13 protein-coding genes and 1 tRNA gene are annotated in these 14049 nt (G+C 63.7%); 7 read left to right on the top strand and 7 right to left on the bottom strand.

Annotated elements, in window-relative coordinates; genetic code table 11:
- The first annotated feature begins 19 nt into the window (after positions 1-19).
- The 4 genes from AC0NIH_RS07445 (at position 20) to AC0NIH_RS07430 (ending at position 3798) form a co-directional block, all read left to right on the top strand.
- The gene (locus AC0NIH_RS07445) at positions 20-937 is read left to right on the top strand and encodes a site-specific tyrosine recombinase XerD (protein WP_287271393.1); all 918 of its coding nucleotides are present in this window, start codon (positions 20-22) and stop codon (positions 935-937) included.
- A 98-nt stretch (positions 938-1035) separates the two neighbouring features.
- Positions 1036-1986, top strand: a complete 951-nt coding sequence (locus tag AC0NIH_RS07440; RefSeq protein ID WP_023763836.1) for an acetyl-CoA carboxylase carboxyltransferase subunit alpha — start codon at positions 1036-1038, stop codon at positions 1984-1986.
- Positions 1987-2246: 260 nt separating this feature from the next.
- Positions 2247-3545: a L,D-transpeptidase family protein gene (locus AC0NIH_RS07435; RefSeq protein WP_473463119.1), complete on the top strand. Its 1299-nt coding sequence runs from the start codon at positions 2247-2249 to the stop codon at positions 3543-3545.
- Between the two features lie 10 nt (positions 3546-3555).
- A complete protein-coding gene (locus tag AC0NIH_RS07430) occupies positions 3556-3798 on the top strand; it encodes a sulfurtransferase TusA family protein (RefSeq protein WP_473463116.1) in 243 nt (80 codons plus the stop codon).
- A gap of 3 nt (positions 3799-3801) precedes the next feature.
- Here AC0NIH_RS07430 and AC0NIH_RS07425 read toward each other — a convergent pair whose 3' ends face one another.
- Together AC0NIH_RS07425 and AC0NIH_RS07420 are read right to left on the bottom strand one after the other, a co-directional pair.
- Complete coding sequence (locus tag AC0NIH_RS07425; RefSeq protein WP_473463113.1) at positions 3802-4926, bottom strand: CobW family GTP-binding protein; 1125 nt, start codon at positions 4924-4926, stop codon at positions 3802-3804.
- 5 nt (positions 4927-4931) lie between these two features.
- Positions 4932-6095 (bottom strand): D-alanyl-D-alanine carboxypeptidase family protein, encoded by a 1164-nt coding sequence (locus tag AC0NIH_RS07420; RefSeq protein ID WP_473463111.1) that lies wholly within the window; start codon positions 6093-6095, stop codon positions 4932-4934.
- A 215-nt stretch (positions 6096-6310) separates the two neighbouring features.
- Here AC0NIH_RS07420 and AC0NIH_RS07415 point away from each other — a divergent pair, with 215 nt between their 5' ends.
- The 3 genes from AC0NIH_RS07415 (at position 6311) to AC0NIH_RS07405 (ending at position 9904) form a co-directional block, all read left to right on the top strand.
- Positions 6311-7474: a M20 aminoacylase family protein gene (locus tag AC0NIH_RS07415; protein WP_287271402.1), complete on the top strand. Its 1164-nt coding sequence runs from the start codon at positions 6311-6313 to the stop codon at positions 7472-7474.
- A gap of 118 nt (positions 7475-7592) precedes the next feature.
- Positions 7593-7669 (top strand) — tRNA-Arg (locus tag AC0NIH_RS07410).
- A gap of 315 nt (positions 7670-7984) precedes the next feature.
- Positions 7985-9904, top strand: coding sequence for a hypothetical protein (locus AC0NIH_RS07405; protein WP_473463109.1), 1920 nt, complete (start codon positions 7985-7987; stop codon positions 9902-9904).
- A gap of 147 nt (positions 9905-10051) precedes the next feature.
- On the opposite strand, the gene AC0NIH_RS07400 is transcribed toward AC0NIH_RS07405, so the two are convergent.
- The 5 genes from AC0NIH_RS07400 to AC0NIH_RS07380 form a co-directional block, all read right to left on the bottom strand.
- Positions 10052-10675, bottom strand: coding sequence for a hypothetical protein (locus tag AC0NIH_RS07400; protein ID WP_473463106.1), 624 nt, complete (start codon positions 10673-10675; stop codon positions 10052-10054).
- Between the two features lie 264 nt (positions 10676-10939).
- Positions 10940-11404, bottom strand: a complete 465-nt coding sequence (locus AC0NIH_RS07395; protein WP_023763828.1) for a DUF2231 domain-containing protein — start codon at positions 11402-11404, stop codon at positions 10940-10942.
- Positions 11405-11612: 208 nt separating this feature from the next.
- Positions 11613-11966 carry a cupin domain-containing protein gene (locus tag AC0NIH_RS07390; RefSeq protein WP_473463103.1) on the bottom strand — a complete coding sequence of 118 codons (354 nt, stop codon included), beginning with the start codon at positions 11964-11966 and terminating at the stop codon, positions 11613-11615.
- A 127-nt stretch (positions 11967-12093) separates the two neighbouring features.
- Entirely contained in the window at positions 12094-12987 is an 894-nt protein-coding gene (locus AC0NIH_RS07385) for a sugar phosphate isomerase/epimerase family protein (RefSeq protein ID WP_473463101.1), read from the bottom strand.
- A gap of 69 nt (positions 12988-13056) precedes the next feature.
- Positions 13057-13995 carry an ABC transporter substrate-binding protein gene (locus tag AC0NIH_RS07380; protein ID WP_023763825.1) on the bottom strand — a complete coding sequence of 313 codons (939 nt, stop codon included), beginning with the start codon at positions 13993-13995 and terminating at the stop codon, positions 13057-13059.
- Positions 13996-14049 lie beyond the last annotated feature (54 nt).

Here is a 14049-nt window from a genome sequence, read left to right as displayed (position 1 = left end):
GAAGAACTGATCCTCAAGGATGAACAGCGCCGCCCGCATCGAGGCCTTCCTGGAAATGATGAGCGCCGAGCGCGGTGCCGCCGAGAACACGCTTTCCTCCTATCGCCGCGACCTCGAAGACGCTTCGAACGGGATCGATGGCGGGCTTGCCGGTGCGGCCGCCGCCGACATCCGCGGCTATCTCGACGACATTGCCGCCCGCGGCTTCGCGTCGACATCACAGGCGCGCAAACTGTCTGCGATCCGCCAGTTCTTCAAGTTTCTCTACGCCGAGGGCCTGCGTGGCGACGACCCGACCGGCACGCTGGACAGCCCGAAAAAGGGACGGCCGCTGCCCAAGACGATGTCCGAGGCCGACACCGGCAGGCTGATCGACCGCGCCGCCATCGAAGCCGGTGACGCCGGGCTCGGCCATGCCGACAGGCTGGCGGCCCTGCGCCTGCATGCGCTGGTCGAGGTGCTCTACGCCACGGGCCTGCGCGTTTCCGAACTGGTCGGCCTGCCGGTGACGGTGGCGCAGCGCGACGACCGCTTCTTCATGGTGCGCGGCAAGGGCGACAAGGAACGCATGGTGCCGCTGTCGTCCAAGGCGCGCGTGGCGATGCGAACCTGGCTTGCCGCCCGGGCCGGAGTGCCCGCCTTCGCCGAAAGCCCGTTCCTGTTTCCGGCCGCCTCCGACAGCGGCTATCTCTCGCGCCAGGTCTTTGCCCGCGACCTGAAAGGGTTGGCGGCGCGCGCCGGCATCGCCTCGGCCAAGATTTCACCGCACGTGCTGCGCCATGCCTTCGCCAGCCATCTCCTGCAGAACGGCGCCGATCTCAGGGCCGTGCAGCAGCTGCTTGGCCATGCCGACATATCGACGACACAGATTTACACCCATGTGCTGGAGGAGCGGCTGGTGCGGCTGGTCAACGATCATCATCCGCTTGCCGACTAGGCCTCATATCGCTATGTGAGGACGACATTTCACCGCCCGGGGCCTTGGATTAAACGGTTCCGCAGTCATTGCCTTCCGACGTATCGGTCCGCTCACGCATGTACAATTACCTCGATTTCGAAAAGCCGGTGCAGGATCTTGAGCTCAAGATCCTCGAGCTGAAGAAGCTTGCCGAGAATGGCGAGGCGGTCGACGTCGCCGACGAGATCACCAGGCTGGAGAAGCGGTCGCGCGACGCGCTGCGCGATCTCTACAAGGCGCTGACGCCCTGGCAGAAAGTGCAGGTGGCGCGCCACTCCGACAGGCCGCACTGCGTCGACTACATCAAGAGCCTGTTCAGCGATTTCACGCCGCTCGCCGGCGACCGCAATTTCGGTGAGGACCAGGCGATCGTCGGCGGTTTCGCCCGCTTCCGCGGCGAGCCCATCGCGATCATCGGCCAGGAAAAGGGTTCGGACACGACCAGCCGGCTAAAGCACAATTTCGGTTCGGTGCGTCCCGAAGGCTATCGCAAGGCGGTGCGGCTGATGGAGCTTGCCGATCGCTTCAAGATACCGCTCCTGACGCTGGTCGACACGGCGGGTGCCTATCCCGGCGTCGGCGCCGAGGAGCGCGGCCAGGCGGAAGCCATCGCCCGCTCGACCTCGGCTTGCCTTGCGCTCAAGGTGCCGTCGATTTCGGTGGTCATCGGCGAAGGCGGCTCCGGCGGCGCCATCGCGATCGCCACCGCCAACCGCGTCTACATGCTCGAACACGCCATCTATTCGGTGATTTCACCGGAGGGCGCGGCGTCGATCCTGTGGCGCGACACCACCCGCTCCAAGGACGCGGCGACCAACATGAAGATCACCGCGCAGGATCTTCTGGAATTGAAGATCATCGACGCCATCATTCCCGAGCCGATGGGCGGCGCCCAGCGCGCGCCCGAGACGGTGATTGCCGCGACCGGCGACCTCATTGCCAAGACGATGAAGGACTTTGCCGGCGCCAACACCGATTTCCGCGAGCAGCGCCGCGAGAAATACCTGGCGATGGGCCGCAGCCTCTGACCGGCTGACGCCGGAACGAGGTCATCGGAAGCGGCTTGCCCACCGCAATGTGGCGCCAATGAGCAATTTCGCCACAAAAATGCCGCCGCATTCGGGTCAATGAAGTTGCAACGAAGGGTTGGGAAGTTGCCGTGAGGGGCTAGTCGACGCTTGCGGTAAGGAATTTTCAAGGTTAACGGGCTTACGGTCCGTCGGTGTTCAGCATGTGGGCTCGGCCGTTTCGAAGCCATTGGCCCGAGGGAAAAGACATAGCCGTATCCATGTTTGCCAAGTTCGCCCGTACCGGAGTCCTCGTCGCCTCGATCGCTATCGCCGGCTGCAATGATTCGTCGATGAAGGACTTTGCCCCGGAGGCCAACAAGCCGCTGCCGGACAAGATCCTGGCCGACATGAAGGCCAAGGGCATGGTGCGCACCTCCTCGGTGATGGCGCGCATCTTCAAGGAAGAAGGCAAGCTCGAAATCTGGAAGGCCAAGACCAACGGCCGTTACGACATGGTCGCCAGCTACGACATCTGCAAATGGTCGGGCAAGCTCGGTCCGAAATACACCGAGGGCGATCGCCAGGCGCCGGAAGGCTTCTACACGGTTCGCCCGTCGCAGATGAACCCGCGCTCGAACTACCATCTGTCCTTCAACATCGGCTTTCCCAACGCCTATGACCGTGCCAACGGCCGCACCGGCCAGAACCTGATGGTGCACGGCGCCTGCTCGTCCTCGGGCTGCTATTCGATGACCGACGCGCAGATCGAGCAGATCTATGCCTTCGGCCGCGACGCCTTCCAGGGCGGGCAGACCGAGTTCCAGGTCGAGGCCTTTCCGTTCCGCATGACCGCCGCCAACATGGCGCGCTATCGCAGCGACCCGAACTACGAGTTCTGGAAGATGCTGAAGGTCGGCTACGACAATTTCGAGATCACCAAGGTGCCGCCGAAGGTCGACGTCTGCGAAAAGCGCTACGTCTTCAACCAGGTCGCCCCCGACGGCCAGACATTCGATCCGACCGGACCTTGCCCGGCGACCACGCAGCCGGATTCGCTGAAGAGCGCCTACAATGCCTATCAAAGCACCTATGACGCGGCGTTCACCGGCGCGCTCAAGGCCAGCGCGCCGCCGCCCAAGCCGACCATCGCCGGCATCAAGGAAGCCAGCATCGTCTCCGACTGGTCGAAGCGCCGGGCGCGTGGCGAGCGCGTGCCGATCGACCCGCCGTCGCTGAATTCCAACGGCACGGTGACCGAGACGGCGCGCATGGGCCGCATCGATTCGCCGGCCGGCCGCAAGATGGCTGCACTCGACGCCGAGAAAGCCGCCAAGCAAAAGGCTGAGGAGCAGAGGCTGGCCGCCATAGAGGCTGCCAAGCAGGCCAAGGAAGCCGCCAAGGCACAGGCGCTCGCCGAGAAGGAAGCGGCCAAGGCCGCCAAGGAGGCGCCTGCCGCCACTGCCACCATAGCCGCCCCGACCGAGGCCGCGCCGGAAGCCGAAACGCAGGCCGCCAATGCCGATGAGAGCCGGGTTACCAAGCTCAAGAACAAGCTGCTCGGCATGTTCGGCGGCTGAGGTTCCATCCTTGGCCGGACGCGCTGCGATCTATGATCTCAAGGGGCTGAACTGTCCCCTACCCGTGCTTAAAGCGAAAAAACGTCTTGCCGGCATGCTGCCGGGCAGCAGGCTATGGCTCGAGACCACCGATCCGCTCGCCGTCATCGACATTCCCGCTTTCTGTTCCGACGCCGGCCATCAGTTGATCGAAACGGCGGCTGTCGCGGGCGGCCACCGTTTTCTGGTCGAGCGCGGCGAGCAGGGATCGTAGCGTTTACCGTCCGGCAATCGCCAGCGGATTGTTTTCCAGCGCCGCTCGGTCGGGCGTGTCGATCGAGGGCCGGTTGGTGAAGGCGGCGAACAGCCGGCGCACATAGTCTTCCGGCATGTCGAGCGTGATCAGCACCAGCCGCGTGCCACGTTGGCTGTCCAGCCAGGAGGGCAACTGCACCGGCGGATGCAGGATTTTCTGCACGCCATGCACGACCAGCGGCCGTGACGGATCTTCCTGCAATTCGATGACGCCCTTCATGCGCAAGAGGTGTTCGCCATGCGTCGAACGCAACAGGTCGAGGAACATCTCGATGGCCGAAAACGGCACCGGACCATCATGGACCAGTGAATAGGACCGCACGCGCTGGTCGTGCCGGTGACCGTGATCATGATCGTGCCCGTCATGGTGATCGTGCCCGTTATGGTGATGGTCATGATGGTGGTGGTCGTGCGCCGCTTCCTCGCCGAGCCAGCGCCGCACGTCCGCGGATTTGGTGGCTGGATTGTAGAGGCCGCAGTCGAACAGCGCCGCGACGCTCGTCCCCGTATCGCCGGCATCAAGCAGTTCGGCACCCGGATTGATCTGCCGCAGGCGCGCCCGCAGCCTTTCGAGCTCTGCGGGAGCGGTAACCAGGTCGGCCTTGCTCAGCACGATGCGGTCGGCGACCGCGACTTGCTTGACCGCCTCGACATGGCCATCGAGCGTGGCGTCGCCATTGACCGCATCGACCAGCGTGATGACGCCGTCGAGCCGGAAGGCCTGGACCAGCGCCGGATGCGCCATGATCGATTGCAGCACGGGCGCCGGATCGGCGAGCCCCGTGGTCTCGACGATGACGCGGGCAAGGCGTGCGATGCGCCCGGTCTGCAGCCGGTCGACCAAGTCGGCCAGCGTATCGACCAGTTCGCCGCGCACCGTGCAGCACAGGCAGCCGTCGGAAAGCTGGATGATGCCGTCGGAGGCCTGCTCGACCAGCAGATGGTCGATCGCCACCTCGCCGAACTCGTTGATGATGACCGCCGTGTCGGCCAGCGCCGGATCCTTCAGCAGCCGGTTGAGCAGCGTCGTCTTGCCGGCGCCGAGGAAGCCGGTCAGTACCGAGACGGGTATCGGGAAGCTCGCCATTGCGGTCAGTTCGCGGTCTTGGCGGACTGGTCACCTTGCGCGTCGGCGCCTGCTACCTTGGGACCGGTGCCCGCGGGCTGGGGTTTGTCCGGTCGCCAGGTCGGGATCGGCACGTCGGCATATTCCTGGCTGCCCTGGTCGAGTATCGCCTTCGGCGCCGGGCCGGTGGCGCCGCCAAGACCGACGGCAACCAGCGTCGGCACATGGTCGAGCTTTTCCTGATAGGGCGATTTCGGCGCGTCCTTGGCGACAGCCGGCGGCGCCTCCGATTGCTCATGCGGCTTCTTCTTCTTGCAGATCTCGTCACTCATGTCGTTGGACGAGGTGGTGTCGCCGTAAGGCGCCAGGGTGGCGACCGTGGTCGAGCCGGCGACAGGCGCATCAAAACCCTGGTCGAGCAGTCTGGCCGCGGTCTCGGCACGGCTGACGGCCGACTTCTCGCCAAGCACCACCGCCACCAGGGTGCGCCCGTTGCGCGTCGCCGAACCGATCATGTTGAAGCCCGAAGGGCAGACAAAGCCCGTCTTCATGCCGTCGGCGCCGGGATAGCGGCCGATCAGCAGATTGTAGTTCGGGATCGCCTTTTTGCCGACCGCGAGCCCCTCGATCGAAAACCATGGCGCATATTGCGGAAACTCACGGCGGATCGCCATCACCAGCACGGCAAGGTCGCGCGCCGTGGTGTACTGGTCCGGCGAATAAAGGCCGTTCGGATTGACGAAATGGGTTCCGTTCATGCCGAGCCGGACCGCCTCGGCGTTCATCCGCTCGGCAAAGGCTGCCTGCGAGCCACCGACATTCTCACCGACGGCCATCGCAATGTCGTTGGCCGATTTGACCAGCATCATCTTCAGCGCATTGTCGAGCCGCATCACCGAGCCCGGCTTGAAGCCCATCTTGCTTGGCGGCTCGGCGGCGGAGTGTTTCGTCACCATGATCGGCGAATCGAGCTGGATTTCGCCGGCCGCGATCGCCCGGAAGGTCACGTAAGCGGTCATCAGCTTGCTCAGCGACGCCGGATACCAGCGCTTGAAGGCATCCTGATGCTGCAGGATCTGGCCGCTCTTCAGGTCGAAGACCACCACCGGATTGGCCAGCGCTGGCCCAGCCAGCACCGACAGCACGATCGCGCCAGCCGAGAATAGTTTGAGGAAATGCCTGTGCCGCATGATCAAATCCGAAATCGCCTCTTGCCGTAGTCGCCCCTGGCTCCGTAAGATTTCGTTACGTGACCGGCAGCATAACGAGTCCGCCCCTCAAAAACGGACCGCATCGTTGCGGTGCTATTTACCCTATGTGACGCCAACATGGCAAAAGTGCCTGACGATCACAATTGAAAGGCAGCGGGCCAGCCCGCCTGCTCCAACAGCGAGATGGAACCACCATGCCAATCCTGAACCGAGCCGCCGAGATGCAGGACGAAGTCGCCGGCTGGCGCCAACACCTGCACCAGACGCCAGAACTGAACTTCGACGTCTTCAAGACCGCCGCCTTCGTGACCGAGAAGCTGAAAGAATTCGGCTGCGACGACGTGGTGACCGGCCTCGGCAAGACCGGCGTCGTTGGCATCATCCGTGGCCGCCAGGGTGACGGCGCCACCATCGGCCTGCGCGCCGACATGGACGCGCTGCCGCTCAACGAGATCACCGGCAAGCCTTACGCTTCGACCGTTCCCGGCAAGATGCACGCCTGCGGTCATGACGGCCACACGGCGATGCTTCTGGGCGCGGCGAAATACCTCGCCGAAACACGCAATTTCGCGGGCTCCGTGGCGGTGATCTTCCAGCCGGCCGAGGAAGGCGGCGGCGGCGGCAACGAGATGGTCAAGGACGGCATGATGGAACGCTTCGACATCTCCAAGGTGTTCGGCATGCACAACATGCCGGGCCTGCCTGTCGGCCAGTTCGCCATCCGCCCGGGCCCAATCATGGCGGCGACGGCCGAATTCACCATCACCGTGAACGGCCGTGGCGGCCATGCGGCCATGCCGCACGGCACGATCGACCCGATCGTCATCACCAGCCAGCTGGTAGGCGCGCTGCAGACCATCGCTTCGCGCAGCACCGACCCGGTCGAGGCGGTGGTGGTGTCGGTGACCAAGTTCCATGCCGGCGATGCCTACAACATCATTCCGGAATCGGCCGAGATCGCCGGCACGGTGCGCACCTTGCGCAAGGAAATCGCCAAGAAGTCCGAAGAGCGCATCCGCACCATCTGCGACGGGCTGGCGATCGCCTTCGGCGCCAAGATCGAGGTCGACTACCAGGCCAATTACCCCGTCACCTTCAACCATGCGGAAGAAACGGTGTTCGCCAGCGATGTCGCGGCCAACGTCGCCGGCGACGCCCATGTCCACCGCGGCATCCAGCCGGTGATGGGCGGCGAGGACTTCTCCTACATGCTGGAAGCCCGCCCCGGCGCCTTCATCTTCATCGGCAATGGCGACACCGCCGGCCTCCACAACCCGGCCTATGATTTCAACGACGAGGCCATCCCACACGGCATGAGCTATTGGGTGAAACTGGCCGAAACCGCGCTGGCCGCCTGAGGCGCGCATTGACGGACGATGACAAGAGGCCGCCGAATTGCCTTCGGCCGGCCTCTTGAATTGCCTTCGGCCAGCCTCTTGGCGAAACGATCCGAAGCGGCTATGTGTCGGGCCGCGTGGTCCCGTAGCTCAGTAGGATAGAGCGGCAGATTCCTAATCTGTAGGTCACAGGTTCGATTCCTGTCGGGATCACCATGCTTTTCAATGGCTTAGCGAATTGACGTCGTACTTTTCGCGAAACGGTACGACGAATTGTATTGTCTGCGGGAATGCATCTCCACAGGACGAACGATCCAGCCTTGCCACGAAGAACGACCGCTACAATGGCCTTTTTATCCGGCCGAAGGCTGTCGGCAGGATCATTACGAGGTGATGGTTGACCGTGGTGCGCTGTGACCTAGCTTAAAGTTCATGATGAACAGTCCAGAGCCGGGAGATGGCGAATTGTCCACAGCGACAGACATCGCTTTATGGACTTGACAATACACCCCAGACCGCACGGGCACGGCAATGCCAAATTATCTTGCCGAAATGTATGCGAACGACGTAAATCTGGCCATCCTGGGCGCAGCAGTGACGCTTGTACCGGTGGGCGTCTATTTTGTGCTCAGGCGTATCCTTGCCGCGGTGCGACGACGCCGCCTTGCATCGCTTGACGAAGGCAGATCCGATCTCGCCGACGAGGCTTCTTGGGAATGGGAAAGCCCGGCCAGGCTTGTCGCCGAGCCTGCTTCTTCCAGGGCTGCCAATCCCTTGGGTACCGCCGACCTGGACGTTCGAGCTCAAAACGCCAACTACTCTCGGTTCGGAGTGCGAGTCGAGCATATCAACGTGACGCCCGAAGCCTCGGGAGGTTCGTCGGCGGTCCAGACCAATGCTCCTGCCCCGAACAGGCTGGAACCTGGAAGACTTGCAGCGCCCATCAAGGCGGTCGCGGAACATGGGAAGCGGATTTGCGGATCGGCATGGGACCAACTGCGCCATAAGGCTTCGCCACAAATCGTTCCGTTAGCCTCTGCCGCGGATCGCGGTTTGAATTTCACAGCTCAAACGGGAGAAGCCGACCCAGCGCCTGCTTCACCCCCTGGCGTTCGCAGGCCGGTCGGTCTTGTGCTCCGCCTAGGGTTCGCCGCCATTTGTCTGGCCGCGCCGATTGGTTATGCGACGACGAGACAAATCTGGGTCGAAAGCGCCCCCGCCATTTCGCAAGCCCAAAGCGAAGCTGATCGAGACCTTTCCCACCCCTTGGAGCTTTCGGCGAGTGTCGAATTGCTAGGCCCGGATCTCACGGCTAACCAGGTGCAGGCCGGGACAGATCGTGCTCAGGCGGCCGCCGCGAGACAATTGGCCGACCAGGAGCACCGGGCGGCGGAAGGCGAGCGTGCCAGGAGCGCCGCCCTGCAGGGAGCGCTCCTCGCATCGAGCAAGCAAATCGGTACGCTGAAGGCAAGCATGGCAGCTGCCGACAACGCACGCGAGGAGCGATTGCGTAACGAACTCGCCGCAGCCCGCACCCTTGACGCGTTGCAGCGCATTGCAGGAGATGCCCGCACGCTGGTGGGCGAGGCCACCAGCTATGTCTTCAAGGAGATGCCCGCTGCTCATCTCGAGCAGCAGCAAGCGCAGAGGCAGGCGCGCGATCTATCGCAAGCGCGGGCGCAAATTGAACAGCTTGAGACCGACGCCGCCAAGGATCGCGCCGCGGCCAGGGCTTCACTGGCGCAGGCGGGCGGCATGCTCGACGACGTGCGCCGGAAGTCGGAGCAGCTTCGTGGCGATCTCGCCGAAGCGAACCTGTCCAACGCCGCACTCTCTAAGCGTGCGGATGCGGCTGAGCAGGAGCTGACCGGCGCGGTCAAGGCGAGACAACAAGTGGAGCGGACCGCAGCTGACACGGAGCGGGCGCTGGCACGAGAACGCGCTGCAGCAGCATCGGCCCTTGAAGAGTTGAAACGGGCTCGCATCGAGCGCGAGGCGGCTCAACAGGAGCGCGCCAGAGAAGTCTCAGCGAAAGAGCGTGCCGAGCAGACCACGACCGAGACGGCACAGGCTCTGGCACGGGAACGTGCTGCAGCTGCCTTGAATCGTGAGGATCTCGACAAGGCTCGCATCGAGCGCGTGGCCACCCAAGCTCTTTTGCTGCGTGTCGCCAAGCTGCAGGAGGCCCTGGACAAGCAACGCGAAGCCACTGTTTCTCTTGCCCGCGACTTGACCGCAGCGCGCGCGGACAATGACAGGCTCAGGACCGAGCGCCGCAGCGCGCAGATCGAACCGCCTGCGAAGCCACGTTCTGCCCGCGCGACAGCCGCCGGCCAGGTGAAGGCCGTCAGCCAGAAGACTGGCAAGGTTCGCAACCCTTCGCGGGTGACCCGGGTGCGCTCGATCACACTTCCCTATTCGCTCTTGCCGACATACGCGACATCGCAGTGATTTCCGGCTGATCCGTTGTGTGGAAGGCCATGGGTCTTTGAATGCCCGCACCCCTTCGCAGCACGCGCGAGGCCTGCTGCCATTTCGGGCAAAGGATGAATGCGCTCGAATTCACGCCCTCATCTGCGAGGAATTCTGCGCGATGCGCTAGGTCAGCCCGATCACGCTGCCTGTCGCATTCAATTCGCATTTGATCGGCGCCTGCCGCGTTTCCACGCTGCCTTGCCGTACATAGTCGATGCTGACCTCAAGGGGAGCCGAGATCGTATCCCGACTCAACTGACGTACGAAACCCGCGCTGCTGACGCGCACGCTGGTCGCGCCAAACGGTGCGGCTGCCGACTCGATGGCATCATGGCAGGTCCGAACGACTTCATCCGGGACGCCCGGCACCGCCTCGATTCGGCTGACCGTTGATAGACTGTTGCTGTCGCTGGGAGGCTGGAGAGCAGCCGGGAGGTCGAGCGACTGTCCGCCTCTTGCGGACGCGACAGCGGTGGCAGTGGCCGCCCCAGGGGCCGTCGTCGTGCCGGTTGTGCTGGTCTCATCGTCCGCTGGCGAACCGGAGCCGCCGGGATTGTTACTAGTCCCTTTGTGCGAGCCGCCGTTTTGGCCGCCAGCGCCATGCCCTCCGCCACCACTGCCGCCAGAACCATGGCCGCCGCCGTGCTGGCCGCCGGTTGCAGCTCCTGCGCAAAGCACCGCGATCGAGCAAGCTAAGACGAAATACGCACAGGTGAATCCACGCGATTGATGCACGACGACCTCCATGGATGCGTCGGTCCAACCGTCCTTCCGCGGCATGCAGCCAGAAGGGCGCGAACCGCCGCTGCCCCGAGCAACCTCGCGATTGCCGTGCCCGTGAAGGAACTAGGGGATGAATCCGGTGTATCAAGCTGGCGAGTGCCTCATCGCTGATGTCGAGGTCGTCTGGACAACGCCGCAGACGCCTTCATGACTCAATGGCCGAAGTGGCCTGGCCGATGCCCCGGCGAAGGAAGATGCACAGATCAGCGAACACGCTTAGGCTCAGGGTCAGCGCACCTCCTCCGAGCCATCGGCGACACCCACGCGATGTCGATAGACCATTTCCCAGCCCTTCCAGCCGGTAAACAGGAGGATGAGAACCACAATCAACGACAAGATCAGGCCGGTGGGCACCACCGCCGCCTCGCTGTGGGCGTATCGCGAGTACCAGTTGTAGAGTTCGATCAGGACGACGACCACATTGCCGCCAGCGTGGAGCCATGCATCACTCAGATTGCGGATCTGAACATCGCCCAAGACATCCGTCAGGCCGGCAAGCGCGGCCAAGGCGGCCATTATCAGGCCCGCCCCAAGCAGCCAAAGGCTGGCGGTGACCCATCCCGGATTGCCTGTTCGCCAGAAGATCAGGTCGCAAACGAAGGTGGCGACAAAAAAGGCGATCGGGAACGGAATAAGCATCGGGTGGATGGGATGGCCGGCAACACGTGCCGTGGTTTGTGGGTTGCGGCTCATGGTAGTGCCTCCAAAAGGCGGCGCGCACCCCTTCGCGGCCTGCACTGCATTCCTGAAAGACAGCGTACAAGCAAACGCTGGCACCAGGTGAATGTTCCACAAGCCAGACGGCAGAGCCCCGCAGAGGCACGAAAGGCGTCGCTTGAACACTCGCCCGCCATGGCGAACCATGGCGGGATTTTCATGCGGCCGGACGGATCACCCCGCCTCAGGCAACCCTGACCACAAAATGTTTGGTCACCGGCTCGATGATCTTCCAGGTGCCTTTGAAATCGGCTTCCACCACGAAGGCGTCGCCGGGACCCACTTCGACCGGCGTGCCGCCGTCGGGGGTGATGATGATGCGGCCGGCGATCATGTGCACGAACTCATAATCGGTATAAGTCGCGTGATAGGTGCCCGGCGTCGCCCGCCACGTGCCCGAAATCACCTTGCCATCCTCGGTCGTGTGCTGGACGGCGGTCTGCATGGTCGGCCTGCCCTCGACCACGATCCAGCCGGCGAGATCGCCGGCCTCCGCGTGTTCGACCGGGCCGAATTTGAAGATCGTCTGGTCTGTCATGGCAGGGCTCCGTCTGGTCAATTGTGCTGGCATCATGTGCCTGGACGGTGGGATATCCGATGCACCCGCAACCGGCAATGCCGCCGCAAGCGGCTGACATCCCGGACAGTCGCCTCGACGAACGGACCTATGGCTTGTGCCTGGCCGAGACGAGTTCCGACTTGCGCCGCGCCGTCTCCAGTCCAAGGCCGATGAAGGCGCGCGCGTGCTTGGCGAGCGCCATGTTGTCCGTCCACAGATTGCGCCAGATGGCGGTCTTCTTCGACAGGTTCTCGTCGACGATCTCCGAGGAGAACGATTCGAAGCTGAGATCGTCGGCATAGCCGATAGCGGTCAGCGCATCGAAGATCGCCGCGAAGTCGATGTTGCCGGTGCCGAGGAAGCCGCGATGGCTTTCGCCGATATGGACATAGCCGATCTTGGCCGCCGCGTGGCGGATGGCGAGCCCGACATCGGCCTCCTCGATGTTCATGTGAAAGGTGTCGAGATGCAGGAAGATGTTGTCTGAGCCGGTGTCCTCGATGAAGGCGAGCCCCTGCGCGGCGGTGTTGAGGAGGTTGCTTTCGAAGCGGTTGACGATTTCGAGATTGAGCGTGACGCCGGCGGCCTTGGCCGTCTCGGCGACCTTGGCCAGCGCTGCTGCGCTGCGGTTCCATTGATCGCGTGTCGGCGCCTCGGCCTGCAAGCCGTGGCTGGTCGACAGGATGCCGGCGACCTTGCGGCCGCCAAGGTCGCGCGTCAGCGCGATGGTCTGGTTGAGGATTTTGACGCCGCGCGCCGCGACCGCCTTGTCGGCGCTCGATATGTCGCCGTCGGCGGGCAGTCCGATGCTGATCGCCACCCCAAGCCCGAGATCGGCGATGCGCTTGGCAAGCCCGCCAATGTCGACATCCGCCGGGTCGAGATAGGAGAATTCGATCAGCTCGAAGCCGGCCTCCCTTGTGTTGGCCAGCGTGCGTTCGAGCTCGCCTTGCGCCGAGCTTGCCGACCAGACGAAAGAATGGATTCCGATGCGCGACATGATCGTCTCCGGATTGCGGCGAAAAGGATGGGCGCGGCCGGGATCAACCGGCCGCGCTTGTTGAAACGATCAGCGGGCCGCGGTCCAGCCCTTGTAGTCCTTGAGGTTGTCGGCGGTGATCAGCTTGGGATCGAGCAGCACGGTGGCTTCCGCCGGCTTCTTGCCGGCCAGCAGCTCGGCCGCCATGGTCAGCGACTGGCCGGCCATCACATAGGGATCCTGCGAGGCCGAGGCCTTGATCATCGACTTGCCGGAAGCGAGCTCCTTTTCGATATCGGGCGCGCCGTCGACCGCGGTGATGATGAATTCCGAACGGTTGAGCTGCTTGGCGGCAAGCTGGGCGCCGATGGCCGTCGGATCGTTGATGGCGAACACCGCGTCGATCTTGTCGAAGCGGGTGAGCAGCGACTGGAACACCTTCAGGCCGCCGTCGCGCGAGCCTTCGGCATTCTGGTCGTCGGAAAGGATCTTGATGTCGGGATGCTGCGCGAGCACGTTCTTGCAGCCCTTCACCCGCTCCAGGATCGACGACGACGCCGGGCCGTTGAGGATGACGTAGTCGCCCTTGCCGCCAGTGTTGTCGACCAGATACTGGCAGGCCTCCTCGCCGGCCTTGACGTTGTTGGTCATCACGGTGACGTCGGCGCCCGGCGCCGAAACGTCGAACGCGGCAACGATGACGCCGGCGGCCTGCGCCTTCTTCACCGCCGGCGCGATCGCCTTGGCGTCGACTGCGTTGAGCATGATCACGTCGACGCCGGCGGCGATGAAGGAATCGACCTGCGAAACCTGCTTGTTGAGGTCGTAGTCGGCGGATACCGACGTTACCTCGACCTTCGGGTTGATCTTCTTGGCCGCGTCCTCGATGCCCTTGATGGTGGCGACGAAGAAGGGATTGCCGAGCAGGCCGACAGAGATGCCCACCTTGTTGAGATCCTTGGCCGATGCCGGCGCGATGGCGACGGCCGCGAATGCGGCGCCGCAGAGCAGTTTGGCGATGGTCTTCATTACGCTTACTTCCTCCGATTGCCCGCGCCTCTCACGGTGCGTTACACAAGCCGG

It is taken from the genome of Mesorhizobium sp. WSM1386, assembly GCF_055901595.1.
Note: the sequence above shows the minus strand (reverse complement) of the source record. Positions and strands in the feature narration are given on the sequence as shown.